14 protein-coding genes are annotated in these 15345 nt (G+C 62.1%); 4 read left to right on the plus strand and 10 right to left on the minus strand.

Going from position 1 to position 15345, the window contains the following annotated elements; genetic code table 11:
• Positions 1-22 precede the first annotated feature (22 nt).
• On the plus strand, positions 23-694 hold the full coding sequence (locus ACFC20_RS15280; RefSeq protein WP_375193756.1) for an SDR family oxidoreductase: 672 nt from the start codon (positions 23-25) through the stop codon (positions 692-694).
• A gap of 19 nt (positions 695-713) precedes the next feature.
• Here the strand turns inward: ACFC20_RS15280 and ACFC20_RS15285 are convergent, their stop codons facing one another.
• The 6 genes from ACFC20_RS15285 to ACFC20_RS15310 form a co-directional block, all read right to left on the minus strand.
• A complete protein-coding gene (locus ACFC20_RS15285; RefSeq protein ID WP_375193757.1) occupies positions 714-1574 on the minus strand; it encodes a LysR family transcriptional regulator in 861 nt (286 codons plus the stop codon).
• Positions 1568-2578 carry a phosphonate dehydrogenase gene (locus tag ACFC20_RS15290; protein ID WP_091991163.1) on the minus strand — a complete coding sequence of 337 codons (1011 nt, stop codon included), beginning with the start codon at positions 2576-2578 and terminating at the stop codon, positions 1568-1570. Before ACFC20_RS15290 ends, ACFC20_RS15285 begins: the two co-directional genes overlap by 7 nt.
• Before the next feature lie 9 nt (positions 2579-2587).
• A complete protein-coding gene (phnE, locus tag ACFC20_RS15295) occupies positions 2588-3325 on the minus strand; it encodes a phosphonate ABC transporter, permease protein PhnE (RefSeq protein WP_375193767.1) in 738 nt (245 codons plus the stop codon).
• A 101-nt stretch (positions 3326-3426) separates the two neighbouring features.
• The gene (phnD, locus tag ACFC20_RS15300; RefSeq protein ID WP_375193758.1) at positions 3427-4290 is read right to left on the minus strand and encodes a phosphate/phosphite/phosphonate ABC transporter substrate-binding protein; all 864 of its coding nucleotides are present in this window, start codon (positions 4288-4290) and stop codon (positions 3427-3429) included.
• Positions 4287-5156, minus strand: a complete 870-nt coding sequence (gene phnC, locus ACFC20_RS15305; RefSeq protein WP_375193759.1) for a phosphonate ABC transporter ATP-binding protein — start codon at positions 5154-5156, stop codon at positions 4287-4289. Before phnC ends, phnD begins: the two co-directional genes overlap by 4 nt.
• Before the next feature lie 128 nt (positions 5157-5284).
• Positions 5285-6295 carry an AraC family transcriptional regulator gene (locus tag ACFC20_RS15310; RefSeq protein ID WP_091991152.1) on the minus strand — a complete coding sequence of 337 codons (1011 nt, stop codon included), beginning with the start codon at positions 6293-6295 and terminating at the stop codon, positions 5285-5287.
• Positions 6296-6384: 89 nt separating this feature from the next.
• Between ACFC20_RS15310 and ACFC20_RS15315 the strand changes: the two genes are divergently transcribed.
• Both ACFC20_RS15315 and ACFC20_RS15320 read left to right on the plus strand, forming a co-directional pair.
• Positions 6385-7998, plus strand: coding sequence for an FAD-dependent oxidoreductase (locus tag ACFC20_RS15315; RefSeq protein ID WP_375193760.1), 1614 nt, complete (start codon positions 6385-6387; stop codon positions 7996-7998).
• Between the two features lie 58 nt (positions 7999-8056).
• Entirely contained in the window at positions 8057-9715 is a 1659-nt protein-coding gene (locus ACFC20_RS15320) for an acetolactate synthase large subunit (protein WP_375193761.1), read from the plus strand.
• Positions 9716-9803: 88 nt separating this feature from the next.
• Here ACFC20_RS15320 and ACFC20_RS15325 read toward each other — a convergent pair whose 3' ends face one another.
• Positions 9804-11111 (minus strand): short-chain fatty acid transporter, encoded by a 1308-nt coding sequence (locus ACFC20_RS15325; protein ID WP_375193762.1) that lies wholly within the window; start codon positions 11109-11111, stop codon positions 9804-9806.
• Between the two features lie 203 nt (positions 11112-11314).
• On the opposite strand from ACFC20_RS15325, the gene ACFC20_RS15330 reads away from it, so the two are divergent.
• On the plus strand, positions 11315-12994 hold the full coding sequence (locus ACFC20_RS15330) for an NAD-dependent malic enzyme (protein ID WP_375193763.1): 1680 nt from the start codon (positions 11315-11317) through the stop codon (positions 12992-12994).
• 48 nt (positions 12995-13042) lie between these two features.
• On the opposite strand, the gene ACFC20_RS15335 is transcribed toward ACFC20_RS15330, so the two are convergent.
• From ACFC20_RS15335 to ACFC20_RS15345, 3 genes are all read right to left on the minus strand, one after another.
• Positions 13043-13375, minus strand: a complete 333-nt coding sequence (locus ACFC20_RS15335) for a multidrug efflux SMR transporter (RefSeq protein ID WP_091991872.1) — start codon at positions 13373-13375, stop codon at positions 13043-13045.
• Between the two features lie 67 nt (positions 13376-13442).
• Positions 13443-13892, minus strand: a complete 450-nt coding sequence (locus tag ACFC20_RS15340) for a phospholipase effector Tle1 domain-containing protein (RefSeq protein WP_375193764.1) — start codon at positions 13890-13892, stop codon at positions 13443-13445.
• Positions 13867-14640 (minus strand): SGNH/GDSL hydrolase family protein, encoded by a 774-nt coding sequence (locus tag ACFC20_RS15345; protein ID WP_375193765.1) that lies wholly within the window; start codon positions 14638-14640, stop codon positions 13867-13869. Before ACFC20_RS15345 ends, ACFC20_RS15340 begins: the two co-directional genes overlap by 26 nt.
• Positions 14641-15345: the final 705 nt, after the last annotated feature.

Here is a 15345-nt window from a genome sequence, read left to right on the forward strand (position 1 = left end):
TACCAAAACGCAGGAGGTTTCCATGACAGACAACAGAACCGTAATCATCACCGGCGCCAACCGGGGCATCGGTCTGGAGCTTGCCCGCCATTACGCGGGCGAAGGCTGGCAGGTCATCGGCGTGTGCCGCCAGTCCTCCGGCGAGCTCACTGAGGTAGCCGCCCGGGTAATTGATGGCGTGGACGTAACCACCGACGCGGGCATTCGCAAGCTCACCAGCGAACTTGATGGCCAGAGCATCGACCTGTTGATTAACAACGCCGGCCTGCTCCAGGACGAAAAGCTCGGCAGCATCGATTTCGACTCCATTCGTACCCAGATGGAAATCAACGCCTACGCTCCCTTGCGGGTGGCCGAGGCGCTGGTCTCCCTGATTCCCTCAGGAGGCAAGATTGCCAACATCACCAGCCGCATGGGCTCCATCGCCGATAACGATTCCGGCGGCCGCTACGGCTACCGCGCCTCCAAAGCGGCTCTCAATGCCTTTGGCAAATCCCTGGCCATGGACCTGAAGCCCCGTGGTATTGCCGTGGCCCAATTGCACCCGGGCTACGTTAAAACCCGAATGGTGAACTTCGGCGGCCTGATTACCCCGGAGGAGTCTGCCAAGGGCCTGGCGGCACGCATAGAAGGACTTACCCTGGAGAACACCGGGTCGTTCTGGCACAGCAATGGTGAAGAACTGCCCTGGTAACCTGCCCCAGGGCAGGGAATCAGTGGCAGAGCTGGCTGACAAAGCTTGTGACCGGCGGGTGGTTGGCGAAGGCCTCCGGACACACCACCATCAGGTGCTTGGCCAAGCCCGGAGCGCTGACCGGTATTGCCCTGAGGCTGCCATTGCGGACTTCTTCCCGCACGCAGGCTGCCAAAACCAGTGAGATGCCCAGACCAGCCTTGACGGCCTGTTTTACGGCTTCCGTGCTACCCAGTTGCATGGAAACGCTCGGGAAGGGTCCGTTCGGCCCAAAGAATTCCGCAAGCACCCGGCCGGTGCCTGTGCCGGGTTCGCCGCCCAGTAGCGTCATGCCCGCCAGCGTTTCCCGGTCAATTTCGGTCAGGTTTTGGGCCGGATGATCCGGTGGCACGATCAGCACCAATTCTTCCTGGCGCCAGTTCATTGTCCGGAAACCAGGTGTTGGCTGCCACCACTCCACGACGGCTACATCCAGCTCCCCATTGGAGAGCTGGCGGGCAATCGCCGGGTTGGTGTCGATCACCAGATCCACCGCCGGCGCTGAGGGCGAATCCCGGAACGCTCGAATGCTCGGCTGCAACATGTAAATGCCGATGTTGGAACTGGCGCCTACCCGAATGCCGGAGCCGTGAACCGCCTCCCGGGCCTGCCGGTCCAGCCGGAGCATGCTGTCGGCGAATGGAACCAGTGCCAGCGCAGCGCGAGTGGGCTCGCAGCGGGCTTTGCCACGAAGAACGAGCATCACGTCGAGCTGCTGCTCCAGCTTCTGGATGTGTTGCGACAGCGTGGGCTGGGCGATCCCGAGGCTGTCTGCTGCGGCCTGAAAACTCCGGTGGCGGACCAGTGACAGAAAGCTCCTGAGCCAGACCAGGTTCAGCATGCGGTGCCCTCGCCGCCGGCAGGCGTGTTGATGGCATCCATTGGTCGCTCGCCGGCAAGGGCCTGCAGGATGTTATCGGCGGCGCGGTGTTCAATGGCCCGGCGCACTTCCCGAACGGCCGAGCCAATGTGCGCGGTGAACAGCGTGTTGGGATGGGACAGAAGGGCAGTGTTAATCTGCCGTGGCCGGTCGGCCCGGGCCCAGTCCTCCATCTCGAAGACATCTGCGGCATAGCCTCCAAGCTGCCCGGATTCCAGTGCCACCGACACGGCCTGTTCGTCCACCACCGAGCCGCGACAGGGGTTGACCAGGAAGGCGCCAGGTTTCAGCTGTGCCAGGCGGTCGGCGTTGATGGTGTGGAGCGTGTGCTCGTTCAGGGCCAGTGCCAGGATAACAATGTCTGCACGAGCCAGCAGAGCCTCCAGGCTGACCCGGCTGACGCCCAGCTGAGATTCCTTCGCCGCATTCAGCGCTTCGGGTTGCGCGTAGAGCAGCTCTGCGCCCCAGCCTCGGAACCGACTGGCCACGGCCTGGCCGATGGCGCCCATGCCGACAATGCCGATAGTGCTGCCTTCTACTCCAAGGCCATAGAACCTCGGTTGCCAGCCCCGAAATTCGCCGGAGCGGACAAATTCGTCGGCCCCACGCACCTGGCGGGTCAAACCAACCGTCAGGCCAATGGTCAACTCCGCCGTGGGCACCGTCAGCAGGTCGGGCACAAAAGTGAGCCACACGCCGTGGCGGGTACAGGCTTCCACGTTGAAATTGTCAAAGCCCTTTAGGGCTGCGCCGATGACTTTCAGGTTCGGGCAGGCCCGCAGGAATTCCTCCCCGACGGTGTCCGGCATGAAGGCCATCATGGCGTCGGCGGTGGCCACGCGGGCGCGCACCGAATCTGCCGGCAGGGTGGCGTTGGACTGATTAGTGACCAGTTCACAGTGGTGTGCCAGTTTAGAAAGAACGTCCTCGTGCACCCGGTGGGTTATTACAACTCTGGGTTTCATCCATTGTCCTTACTTGAAGCGTTTTCGCAGATGACCGCTGAGGCTGTCCACCAGGGTGACCATCAGCAGGATAACAATCAGAATGGCACTGACTTCCTGGTACTGCATGATGCGCAGGGAACCCATCAGCTCAAAGCCAATACCGCCGGCGCCCACCATGCCCATCACGGTGGAAGCCCGGAAGTTGTATTCCCAGCGATAGATCGAAACATCGGCAAACTGAGGCAATACCTGGGGCAGCACCGCATGCCAGAGCACCTGAAGCCTGGTTGCGCCGGCGGCATCGGCGGCTTCAACCGGAGCTTCATCCACATGTTCGATGGCCTCAGCAAAGAATTTACCGACCATGCCAATGGAATGCAGGCCCAGGGCGAGTACACCTGGCAGGGCACCAAAGCCAACGGCGGCAACAAAAATGATGCCCATAATCAGCTCGGGCACCGAGCGCAGGCCGTTGAGCAGGGTGCGGGTAACGTGGAAGACGGCCGGGTGAGGGGAAGTGTTGCGCGCTGCCAGGAAAGCCAGTGGAACCGACGCGGCCACCGCAATGGCGGTGCCGGCAATGCTCATGGCCAGGGTGTCGATCAGTGGCGCCACCCAGTTCATGATGTTGGTGAAATCCGGCGGCAGGGACTCGCCGAGCAGAGTGCCAATGGCCGGTACACCGTTAGCAAGTGTGGTGAAATCGAGCAGCCCCACGTACCAACTGGCAACAACAATCACCGCCAGAACAAGGCTTGCCCGCATGAGTTTCTTCCGCCAGCCCCGGGCATGATCATCCAGAACGGAGGCTGACGGCGCCGGCGACAGGGTCGCCGGGTCCGTCGTGGTCTGTGTCATCAGACTGCTCACATCTTCGCGAAGTCGAGGTTCAGAAGGCCACCCATGCGGCGGATGACGTCGTAGTCGGAATCGCTGATGGCGGCAAAACCTTCGGCCTTGAGGTTGTTGAGGATTTCCTCATCGTCAATGCTCAGGAAGGCGTCCCGCACCTTTTCCTTCAGCTCCGGATCCAGATTCGAGCGCATGGCCCAGGGGTATTGCGGGAACTCACCGCTGTATCCCAGAACCCGCACCTTGTTACGGTCGATCAGGCCGCGGTCCATCACGTGCTCGAAGATAACTTCCGACAGCCCGCCGGCTTCGGCATTGCCGTTGGCTACGTTCACCGCAACCGAATCGTGGGAGCCGACAAAGTGGGCCTCGTAGTCGTCACCGGCTTTAAGACCTGCATTCTCCAGAAGCACGGTCTTGGGAATCAGATGGCTGGACGTTGATGCGCGGTCGCCATAGGCCATCTTCTTGCCCTTGATGTCGGCGTAGGACTCTACTCCCGAATCGGCGTTGGCAATGATGATGGAGCGGTAGGTGGGCTTGCCGTCCACCACCATGGCGGCAAAGGGCTCAATGTCGCTCTTGCTCTTGGCCATAACGTAGGAGAGCGGGCCAAAGTAGCCCAGATCAATTCGCCCAAAGCGCATGGCCTCAATCATTGAGGAGTAATCGGTGGTTACAATCAGCTCGATTTCCTTACCGAGTGTGCTTTCCAGGTAGTCTTTCAGGGGCTGGTTACGCTTGATCAGCGCGGAGGCGTTTTCATCCGGGAGCAGGGCGACTTTCAGGACATCCGGGTCAGGGTCCGCAGCCATGGCCTGAGTATTGAAGCCTGCGATCAGACACAGGGCCATCAAGAGGTTGAGTATTGGTTTCATCGGGCTATCTCCAGTTTCTTGGGTTGGGATGTGGCGGTTTTCTGGGTGGTCGGGTGGATGAACGCAGCCGGTGACGCCGGCGACTGGCCATGGCCGGCAGCGGCGTTTTCCTGCTGGTGGTAAATCTGGTTCAGGTGCTCCTGCCGCAGCAGGGCAGGTGCGGCATCAAACACAATCTGGGCGTTGGCCAGCCCGACAATGCGGTCGGCAAAACGGCGGGCGTATTCCAGCTGGTGCAGGGAGATCACCGCGGTAATGCCGTCTTCGCGGCAGATATCCCGTAGCAGTCCCAGGACCCTTTCCGACGTTGCCGGGTCCAGGCTGGCTACTGGCTCATCGGCCAGGATCATCGACGGCTGCTGGGCCAGGGCGCGGGCAATGCCTACCCGCTGTTGCTGCCCTCCGGAGAGCTGGTCTACCCGGGCCAGGGCCTTGTCTGCCAGCCCCACCCGCTGCAGGCAGTGATAGGCAAGTTCCAGGTCGGCTCTTGGCAGGGGCAGCAGGCTTCGCCAGGTACCGTGATAGGCCAGTCGGCCGGTAAGAACGTTCTGCAGGGCGGTGTGGCGTTCAATAAGTTGATGATGCTGGAACACCATGGCGGTACGGCTGCGGTGCTGTCGTACTGTGCGGCGGTTATCCAGTACGCCGAACTCGGTCGAAACTACCTGCCCCGACGTTGGTTGTACGAGGTGATTGAGGGACCTCAGCAGCGTGGACTTGCCAGCGCCGGACAGGCCCAGCAGCACGGTAAATTCGCCCTTGTGGAACTCGATGGTGGTGGGCTGCAGAGCCAGGACATTGCCAGGGTAGGTGACCCCCATATCCTTGATGCGCAGCATGGTGTGTTGGGGAGAAGCGGGTGTCATAAGATCACCTTTTGCAATGAATAAGCGCGCTTGATTGCGACTTACAATGCAAAGGTATGCCCGGCAGGTGACAGTGCCGTGTCACCGAGGTGACAGGTCAGTGATCTTTCTGTTGCAGTTCGATTGCTCTAGTTATGTGTCCGCTGCTTGCGCCAGCGCACCGGCGGCAGGCCGGTCCAGCGCTGGAAAGCGCGGTAAAAGGTGCTGACTTCGGCAAAGCCCAGGGCTTCGGCGATCTCAGGCAGGGGTGTATCGGTGCTGGCCACCGCATGCAGTGCCCGCTCGCGCCGAACGTCGTCCAGCAGTTGGTCGAACGTGTGGCCCTGATCTTTCAGGCGTCGGGCCAGGGTGCGTTCGCTGATGCCCAGAGCCGCCGCAGCGTCTGCCCTGCGGGGTAGCACCGGCCCGATTCGGGCAGCCAGCCAGCGCCTGAGTTCGGGCGCCGAGGCGCTGTTCATGGACAGCGCTGCCAGGCGCGCGGTGGTATAGCGCTCATGCAGCTGGGCCAGTTGCGGGTCGGCCTGGGGCAGGGGCTGATCCAGAACGGCGTTGTCTACCAGGATGCCACTGAAGGCCTGCTCGAATTCCACCGGGCAGTGAAACACCGTTTGATAACCCGCCAGAGGCCCAAGCCGTGGCTGGCTGAATTGCACCCGCGCTGGCTGCATGCGGGTGCCGGTCACCCAGCTGCCAAAACCCACCACCGACGCCAGCACCGCCTCAATCTGATGGGGGCTGAACGCCAGCCGGCCCTGGCGAGGATGGTACACCAGCCAGGTGGCGGCATTGCCTGCTACCACCTGGAAACGGCCGCCATCGGAGATCAGCCGCTGGAAGCGCTGCACCATCACAATGGCCTCGCGCAGCGTGGCCGCGGACTGGAGCGCGAACCCCACGCCGCTGATGCTCATGGGGGAGAACTCCGCGCCCACCTTCAGGCCGAAGCCCGGGTCTCCGGTGCAGCGTTCCGCCGCATGCCAGAGCCGGGTGATGTCATCAATGGGCCAGCGTTCCAGCTCATTGGCGGAGGCTGGGATGCCTGCCTCAGCAAGCAGGTGATCGGCCGTTACCGAGAGTCGCTCCGCCGCGCTGATCACCGTATTCACCCAGCCAATGGAAACCGTGGCCTCTAATGTCAATTTTTCTGGCCTATGAGGTCAATTTTAAAGCCATGGTAGCGGTATATCTTTGACGCTGACAACAACGACGTGGCGAGCGGATTCAGATTATGGCCAAGACACTCTCTTCGGACATTGTGGTGATCGGAGGTGGCCTCGCGGGCATTGTAACGGCGCTCGAGGCGCTGAGGGCGGGCAAATCCGTCACCCTGGCCGACCGGGATACCCCCGAGAGAATCGGTGGCCTGGCCCGCTGGGCCTTCGGCGGCATGGCCCTGGTAGGCACCCCGCTTCAGGCACGAATGAAGATCGCCGACACCCCCGAGATCGCCCTGCAGGACTGGCTCAGTTTTGCGGAACTGTCTGAAGACGACGAATGGCCGCTGCAATGGGCCCGCTATTACGTGGAGCATTCCCGTACCGAGGTTTACGACTGGCTCCGCAACGAAGGCATCAAATTCCTGCCGGCGGTTAACTGGGTGGAGCGGGGCCGGTTTGGCGACGGTAACCGGTTGCCCCGCTACCATGTGGTCTGGGGCACGGCCAGGGAACTGGTGTCTTGCCTGATGGCCGCGCTTCACCGCGAAAACACGGCAGGCCGGCTGACTCTGCTGCACGGGCACCGTATCACCGCGCTGGATCACCAGGCCGGCCGCGTGTGCGGGGCCCTGGCCATCAACGAAGCCAACGGCGAGGAAGTGACCTTGGCGGCGCCTGCAGTCGTCATGGCCACCGGCGGCATCAACGGCAGCCATGAGGAATGCCGCGCCAACTGGCCGGCGGATCGCCCGATGCCCACGCAGATGCTGAACGGCGCCCACCCTTACGCCGACGGCCGCATGCATCACTGGGTGGCCGACCATCTCAAAGGGCAGATTACCCACGCCGGCGAAATGTGGAACTACGCGGCGGGGTTCGCGCACCCATACCCGCATTTCCCCGGCCACGGGCTTTCCACCATCCCCTGCAAATCCGCCCTGTGGCTGAACCACCGGGGCGAGCGCATTGGCCCCGAACCTCTGGTTACCGGGTTTGATACCCACTGGCTGTGCCAGCGGGTGGCCGAACAGGAAAAACCCTGGACATGGCACCTGCTCAACTGGCGCATTGCCGCCAAGGAGTTTGCCATTTCCGGTGCCGAGCACAACGCCCGCATTCGCGACAAGCAGTTCCCTCAGTTCGTGAAAGAGCTGCTGCTGGGCAACCACAACCTGGTTCGGCAGATGCAGCACGAAAGCCGGGATTTCCTGGTGGCAGACAGCCTGGCCGAGCTGGCGGGTAAGATGAATGCGCTGACCTGTTCCCACGATGTCAGCCCGGCAACGCTGCAGGCCACGGCGGATGCCTTCGATGCCAACTTCACCAATGGCACCAGCCTGCACAACGACGCTCAGATCCGCATGATCCAGCACGCCCGGGAATGGAAGCCAGACCGACTTCGCACCTGCAAGCCCGCGCCGTTACAGAAATCCGGTGCCGGCCCCTACATTGCCATCCGCATGCAGCTGATTACCCGCAAGAGCCTGGGCGGCCTGCAAACCGATCTGCAGAGCCGCATCCTGAACGCCGGGGGCTCGCCGGTGCCAGGCCTGTACTGCGTGGGCGAAGCGGCCGGTTTCGGCGGCGGTGGCGCCAACGGCAAGCGCTCCCTGGAAGGCACCTTTTTGCCCGGCTGCATCCTGACAGCCCGGGCGGCGGTACGCGCCATTGTGGCGGGCGGCTGAACACCATGGCCGGCGTACTTAACCGAACACTCGAATTTTCAAAGGCGGGAGAACAACAATGACAAACGGCGCACAAGCCCTGATGAAAACCCTGGTGGATGCCGGCGTGGAGGTGTGCTTCAGCAACCCCGGCACCAGCGAGATGCACTTTGTGGCGGCCCTGGATGACGAGCCGAAGATGCGGGCCGTGCTGGCCCTGTTCGAGGGGGTGGCCACCGGTGCTGCCGACGGCTACGCCCGCATGGCCGACAAGCCGGCCGCCACCCTCCTGCACCTGGGCTGCGGGCTGGGCAACGGCCTGGCCAACCTGCACAACGCCCGCAAGGGCAAGGTGCCGGTGCTGAACATTGTGGGCGACCACGCCACCTACCACGTGAAGTACGACGCCCAGCTGCAGTCAGACATTGAGACCGTGGCCCGCAACGTCTCCCCGGGGTTTGTGCGTACCGCCAAGAGCACCGAAACCCTGTGCCAGGACGCCGCCGAGGCCATCGCGGCCGCCCGCACCGCACCCGGCCAGGTGGCTACGCTGATCCTCCCGGCCGATGTCTCCTGGGGCGAGGGCGGTGTGCCGAGCGCGCCGGTGGCGCCGCCAACACCTGAACCCGCCGACGATGCCACCGTGGAGGCGATTGCCAAGGCCATTCGCTCCGGCAAGAAGACCGCCCTGTTGATGGGCGGTCACTCACTGCGGGAGCCGAGCATGGTGGCCGCCGCCAAGCTGGCCGCCCACAGTGGCGTAACCCTGCTGGCGGAAACCTTCCCCACGCGCATGGAGCGCGGTGCCGGGCTGCCCTACATCGAGCGCCTTGCCTACCTGGCCGAACTGGCCACGGTGCAGCTTACCGACGTGGAACAGCTGATTCTGGTGGATGCCAAGGCGCCCGTCTCGTTCTTTGCCTACCCCGGCAAGAAGAGCTATCTGGTACCGGAGGCCTGCGAGGTGCATACCCTGGCCGCGCCGGACCAGGACATCCTGGCCAGCCTGAACAAGCTCAACGAGGCCGTGGGCGCCAGCCAGGCCCAGCCGGTGCTGCAACCGGCCAAACGCCCGGGCCGCCCGCGCGGCAAGCTCACCGCTGAAAAGGTCTGCAAGGCCGTGGGCGAGCTGCTGCCTGAGAACGCCATCATTGTGGACGAGGGCATCACCTCCAGCCTCATGCTCTCGGTGATGACCGCAGGCGCGCCGCGCCACGACATGCTCACCCTCACCGGTGGCGCCATCGGCCAGGGCCTGCCCAACGCCGTGGGCGCCGCCGTAGCCTGCCCGGACCGGCCGGTAATCGCCCTGATCGGTGACGGCACCGCCATGTACACCATTCAGGCCCTGTGGACCATGGCGCGGGAGCAGCTGAACGTTACCTCCATCATCTTCAACAACGCCTCCTACTCGGTACTCAACATAGAGCTGGAGCGGGTGGGCGCCGAGGAAGCGGGCGACAAGGCCAAATCCCAGCTCGACCTACGCGGCCCGGTGATCAACTTCGCGGAAATGGCCAACGGCATGGGCGTGCACGGGGTGCGCGTTCACACCGCCGAGGAAATGGCCAAGGCCCTGGAATACGCCCAGCGCATGCCGGGGCCGCATCTGATTGAGGCGATGATTCCCGAATCCCTCAGCGGCGTGAAACGCCGGGTGCTACCCTGGATGTTGCGGGCGCTGCCAAGCCTGCCGGTGTCGGTGTCCCGGGCGCTGAAGCGCAAGCTGGCGCCCTGAGGCGGCAAAGAAGGAGCATTGAAAGACTAGCGAGGGGCATGAACCCGGAGCGTCCTGAGACATTCCGGGTTCATGGTTTGGAAGGGCGTTACAGCCAGGTCAGGCCGGCACTGATAACAATGCCGGTGATGATCAGCAGCATCAGGCAGTAACCCATGATGTCCTTGGCCTTCAGCCCGGCAATGGCCAGCACTGGCAGGGCCCAGAACGGCTGCAGCAGGTTGGTCCAGGCATCACCCCAGGCCACGGCCATGGCCACGCGTGGAATATCCGCGCCCAGTTCCAGGGCCGCCGGCAGCATGACCGGTGCCTGTACGGCCCACTGGCCGCCGCCGGAGGGCACGAAGATATTCACGAGCCCGGCACTGATAAAGCTCCAGAACGGCAGGCTATCGGCGCTGGCAATGGAAACAAAGCCCGAGGAAATGCTGGCGGCCAGCCCCGAGGCGGTCATCACGCTCATGATGCCGGCGTAGAACGGAAACTGGATAACAATCCCCGAACCACCCTTAACCGCCTCGTTCAGGCTATCCAGCAGCCGCTTGGGGGTCTGGTGCAGGATGATGGCAATGAACAGGAACATGAAGTTCACGATGTTCAGGTTCAGGCCGCCGTTGTCCATGAAGTACTGGAAGATAAACGCCAGACCACTGAAGCCAATCAGCCAGGCCAGGGTGCGGCTGTTTTCCAGGTAATCGGCCGGGCGGTTGATCACCACGGAGGTGTCCGGCTCGTCGTCCAGTACTTTCGGGTCGGCGTAGATGCTGTCCCGCTCGGCCGGCAGCATCAGGCGGTTCACCAGCGGCACGATGATGAACAGGGCCACCACGATGGCCAGGTTAAAGAACGCGAAGATGGTTTCGCCGGTGCCGATGATGCCGATGGTTTGCTGGGTGAAGTGGCCCTCGGTGGCAATGGTCAGCGGAATGGAGCCCGCCAGGCCGCCGTGCCACACGATAAACCCGGAGTAGGCGCTGGCGATCAGCAGCGGGTAGTGAACGCGGATCTGGCGCGCCAGGGCCTTGGCGAACAGGGCGCCCACCACCAGGCCGAAGCCCCAGTTGATCCAGCTGGCAATCAGCGCGATGAAGGTCACCAGAACAATCGCCTGGCCCGGCGTTCTGGCCAGCCCCGCAATTTTGTTCAGGATTCCCCGCACCAGCGGCGTGCTGGCCATCATGAAGCCGGTTACCAGTACCAGCAACATCTGCATGGAGAAGGTAAGCAGGTTCCAGAAGCCGTTGCCCCACATCTCCACCACCGCCATCGGGCTGTGGCCTTCAAACACCATGGCAGCCACGAATGCCACCAGGGTCAGGATGATCACAAACAGGTAGGGGTCTGGCAGGTACTTGTCCACCAGGCTCACCATGGGTTTGGATGCTCTCTCTAGCATGCGATACCTCATTGTTTTTGGACGGTCTTTTTTTGAGCGTAGCAAGCTAAACGAAAAGTGCGGGTTCACCCATTAGGCTTTGGCAGTATTGTTTTTTGCACCAGCGGCTATGCTTTTAGAAAAGGCGACTGGCGGGGCACATATCGGCCATTGTGATTCGTGCCTCGCCCGCCTGCACTGCCCGCCCGGATTGAGAGGTGATCATGACCGATAGCGAAAAACGCCCACTGTACATTCCCTACGCTGGCCCCTCGCTGCTCGAGTTGCCACTGCTGAACAAGGGCAGTGCGTTTTCCCATCAGGAGCGCCTGGACTTCAACCTGATTGGCCTCTTGCCCCAGCACGTGGAAACCATCGAAGAGCAGGCGGAGCGGGCTTACAGGCAGTACCAGTTGTGCCAGAACGATCTCGACCGCCACATCACCCTGCGGGCGATCCAGGACGACAACGAAACACTGTTTTTCCGTTTGCTGGAAGACCACCTGGAGGAAATGCTCCCGATTATCTACACCCCCACGGTGGGGGATGCCTGCCAGGAATTCTCCAACATCTACCGCAACCATCGCGGCCTGTTCGTCTCCTACCCGGACCGTGAGCACCTGGACTACATCATGCACAGTGCCACCAAGCAGCGGGTGAAGGTGATCGTGGTTACCGACGGCGAGCGCATCCTCGGCCTGGGCGACCAGGGCATCGGAGGCATGGGTATCCCCATCGGCAAGCTCTCCCTCTATACCGCCTGTGGCGGCATCAGCCCGGCTAACACGCTGCCGATCATGCTCGACGTGGGTACCAACAACCAGGAGCTGCTGGACGACCCCATGTACATGGGCTGGCGGCACAAACGCATCGGCCAGAAGGAATACGACGCCTTCGTGGCCGACTTCCTGGCGGCGGTGAAGCGACGCTGGCCCGATGTGCTGGTGCAGTTTGAAGACTTCGCCCAGAACAATGCCATGCGGCTACTGAACAAGTACCGCGACGAGGCCTGCTGCTTCAACGACGACATCCAGGGCACCGCCTCGGTGTGCCTGGCCACGCTGCTGGCGGCCTGCAAGGCCAAGAACGAGAAAATCAGCGAGCAGACCGTGACGTTCGTGGGCGCGGGTTCTGCCGGCTGTGGCATTGCCGAGCAGGTGATTGTGGCCATGACCAGCGACGGGATGTCCGAGCAGGAGGCGCGGAAGCGGATCTTCATGGTGGATCGGGACGGCCTGCTGACCACCGATCAGGACGCCTTGCAGGATTTCCAGAAAGCACTGGCGCAAGACCCGAAACGCATCAAGGACTGGCAGGGCCGGGAATTGATCGATGTCGTCAAGCAGGCAAAGCCGACGGTGCTGATCGGCGTCTCTGGCCAGCCCGGCCTGTTCACCGAGGAGGTGATCAAAACGCTCCACGGACACTGTGACCAGCCGGTGGTGATGCCCCTCTCGAACCCGACCTCAAGGGTTGAGGCCACACCCGAAGATATCCTGAAATGGACCGACGGCAGGGCCCTGGTGGCTGCCGGCAGCCCCTTCAAACCGGTGGAGCTGGACGGTAAAACCTACGCCATTGCCCAGTGCAACAACGCCTACATCTTCCCGGGTATCGGCCTTGGCGTGGTGGCCGCCGGCGCCTCACGGGTGACCGATGCCATGCTCACCGCCGCCTCCAACGCCCTGGCCAAGCAGGCGCCGATTGTTCAGGGCACCGGCACCGAGCTGCTGCCCAAGCTGCGCGACATCCAGGACATCAGCCGCGCCATCGCCTTCGACGTGGCCAAACAGGCCCAGGAAGAAGGCGTGGCACTGGGCTCCGATGACGAAACTATCCGCCAATCCATCGAACGCAATTTCTGGCGACCGCGGTACAGGAGTTATCGCAGGCGCGCGGTTTGATGTGGGGGAAGACGGAGCCCGGCCACGGGCTCCGGTGATCGTCGCCGGTTAGTGAACGGCGGTCTTGGAAAACACATTGATCACCGCAACACCGCCAATAATCATGGCCATGCCAATCACGCTGGCGGCATCGAGAGTCTGGCCGTAGATCAGCCAGCCGATCAGCGCCACTAGCACAATGCCCAGCCCGGCCCAGATGGCGTAGGCCAGGCCCACGGGAATGTCCTTCAGGCTGATCGACAGGAAATAGAACGCCACCGAGTAACCGGCAATCACCAGCAGGCTGGGCCACAGCCGGGTAAAGCCCTCGCTGGCTTTCAGGCCAGACGTGGCAACGACTTCGGCAACAATCGCGACACCCAGAAAAATCCAGCTCTTCAACATGCTCAACTCCTGCACCGGGTTCCACTCGCCCGCATTCACGGGCCGGATCTGAAAACCCGACAGTCTAGCAAACCCCGCAGGCGGCAAGCCGTGCGTGAAAAACCGGATATGCGGGCTGGGCCCGGTTACTCCGGCCAGAGGGCAGACCCAACGCACCCACCGTATCCCACACGCCCACAAACTTGATGGGCGTGCGCTGCTCCACCGAATGGCGGGCCTTCCACTCCATCGAGTGATCACCGTTGGCGGTGTGCTTCTTCGTCTTGTAAAGCCGGAAGGCCTGCTCGATCAGCCTGGCGTTCTGCTTCTCCAGCCCGTACCCGGTGGCGCCGGCGCGAATCTCATCGTGATAGGAGCCGATGCCCCAGTCATAAAACACCACCTGCTCCACCCCGTTACCGTCGGTGGGCCGGATAGCGCGGGCAAACTGCAGAACATTGGTGGGGAAATCCTCACCCAGAATTTGCTCCGGGCGATTCCAGGTGCCATCAAAGCAGATAGCGATCCGTTTCATGGGGGTGACCTCCTGTCACATTCCTTCCTTTCAGACTATCGTCGTTGATCGATCCTGCCAGTGCCTGGGCGATATATTGGTAGCCCTTCTGCCCCGGGTGGTAGCCGTCACTGGCGAGCAGCCCCGGATCGGTAATCACCGGGTAGTGCAGGTAACCAAAATCCGCCGGGGACCGCCGAGCGAGACGAACATAGACGTTATCCAGCTGCCGCGCCCGCCAGCCCACCACGTACCGCAGTGGAGCCGGCAGCGCGGTAAACAAGTGCATCGGCGGCACGCTCAGAAGCTGCAAGGGACCGGCATAACGGGCTGCCAGCCACTGGCGCAATTCGATCAACTGCCTGCGGAAACGAAAGCGGGGCGTGAACCCCGTGGTGTCATTCACCCCCATGCTCAGTAGCACCGCGTCTGCCTCCGGCAGCTCGGCTTTTTTCAGCTCCTTGATCAGATCGCCAAGCCGAATGCCGTTTATACCAAACGTATGCCAGGCAACCGTCTGGCCCGTGCGATCGTGAATCCGCCGCGCCAACTGGCTGGCCAGCCCCTGTTCATGGGTTTCAACACCGACACCGGCAGCCGTGGATTCACCAATCACCAGGATACGTTTCGCCGGTACCCCCAAGCCGTACTGGCCAGACCTGGGCCCCGCAGCCTCCTGCAGCCTGGGCGTGCTGCGCCGCACCCGCTTGCCCTGGTAGAGCAAAACCGGAAAGAGCAGGGCAGTAGTCAACCAGAAGGGAAGGTGCATGGTGCGGCTCCGAATTCGTCCGTTATCGAGCGAATGGGTTCAGGAACAGGTCATCGCCGTAAACTGGACATTAATCAAAGGCACCCATGATACGGCCACCCGCCCGGAGTTATACGAACGCGTTCGCAAAAGCACGAGGCATTTCCTGAGAAATTGAGGTAACTATCTGATAGGGTTGAAAGATTGCGATCGGAAGGCTGGTGTTATACGCCCATCGCGGGGCCAGCGTGTGCTGCCTGCGGGCGTATAACTCCGATGATAGCTGTGGCAAATGGTGGGCAAGGTGCTAGTTTTGTTGGGGAATCCCGATTTTCAGGGATTGGTAAGATGGAGTTTTGCGAACGGGTGATATACGAACGCGTTCGTATAATTAGCTGTTATCTGTTTGGTTTGGCGTAGTTTTTTGTTGGCTGTGTGCCCATGGGTTTCAAACCGGCGTCATAATCGCAGCCAAATCGATCACCGTCATTTTCAGCAACTCCGGTGTTCGCCGTGTGGGGCAATCCGCCGCTAACTCGGTTGTGATCTGCTAGTCTGAAGTTCAGGTTCGTTCACCGCATCAACATCGGTGTTTTCATCAAAGTGCATCGGCGGTTGCTGGTGCCAGGGCAGCGCAGTAGGCCGTCATGTTTTTAGCCAGGGATTGGGCATCGCAATTACCCCCAGCTAACCAGTCGCGTCAGTACGCGGCCGAAGGCCGCAGGA

This window comes from Marinobacter sp., from assembly GCF_041984545.1.
Taxonomy (GTDB): domain Bacteria; phylum Pseudomonadota; class Gammaproteobacteria; order Pseudomonadales; family Oleiphilaceae; genus Marinobacter.

Bases quoted from the DNA above. Each gene is read 5' to 3' on its own strand.
- ACFC20_RS15320 (WP_375193761.1), top strand. From the start codon at position 8,057: ATGACAAACGGCGCACAAGCCCTGATGAAAACCCTGGTGGATGCCGGC.
- ACFC20_RS15280 (WP_375193756.1), top strand. From the start codon at position 23: ATGACAGACAACAGAACCGTAATCATCACCGGCGCCAACCGGGGCATC.
- ACFC20_RS15285 (WP_375193757.1), bottom strand. From the start codon at position 1,574: ATGCTGAACCTGGTCTGGCTCAGGAGCTTTCTGTCACTGGTCCGCCAC.
- phnC (WP_375193759.1), bottom strand. From the start codon at position 5,156: ATGACACCCGCTTCTCCCCAACACACCATGCTGCGCATCAAGGATATG.
- phnE (WP_375193767.1), bottom strand. From the start codon at position 3,325: ATGCGGGCAAGCCTTGTTCTGGCGGTGATTGTTGTTGCCAGTTGGTAC.
- ACFC20_RS15330 (WP_375193763.1), top strand. From the start codon at position 11,315: ATGACCGATAGCGAAAAACGCCCACTGTACATTCCCTACGCTGGCCCC.
- ACFC20_RS15315 (WP_375193760.1), top strand. From the start codon at position 6,385: ATGGCCAAGACACTCTCTTCGGACATTGTGGTGATCGGAGGTGGCCTC.
- ACFC20_RS15290 (WP_091991163.1), bottom strand. From the start codon at position 2,578: ATGAAACCCAGAGTTGTAATAACCCACCGGGTGCACGAGGACGTTCTT.
- phnD (WP_375193758.1), bottom strand. From the start codon at position 4,290: ATGAAACCAATACTCAACCTCTTGATGGCCCTGTGTCTGATCGCAGGC.
- ACFC20_RS15325 (WP_375193762.1), bottom strand. From the start codon at position 11,111: ATGCTAGAGAGAGCATCCAAACCCATGGTGAGCCTGGTGGACAAGTAC.
- ACFC20_RS15345 (WP_375193765.1), bottom strand. From the start codon at position 14,640: ATGCACCTTCCCTTCTGGTTGACTACTGCCCTGCTCTTTCCGGTTTTG.
- ACFC20_RS15340 (WP_375193764.1), bottom strand. From the start codon at position 13,892: ATGAAACGGATCGCTATCTGCTTTGATGGCACCTGGAATCGCCCGGAG.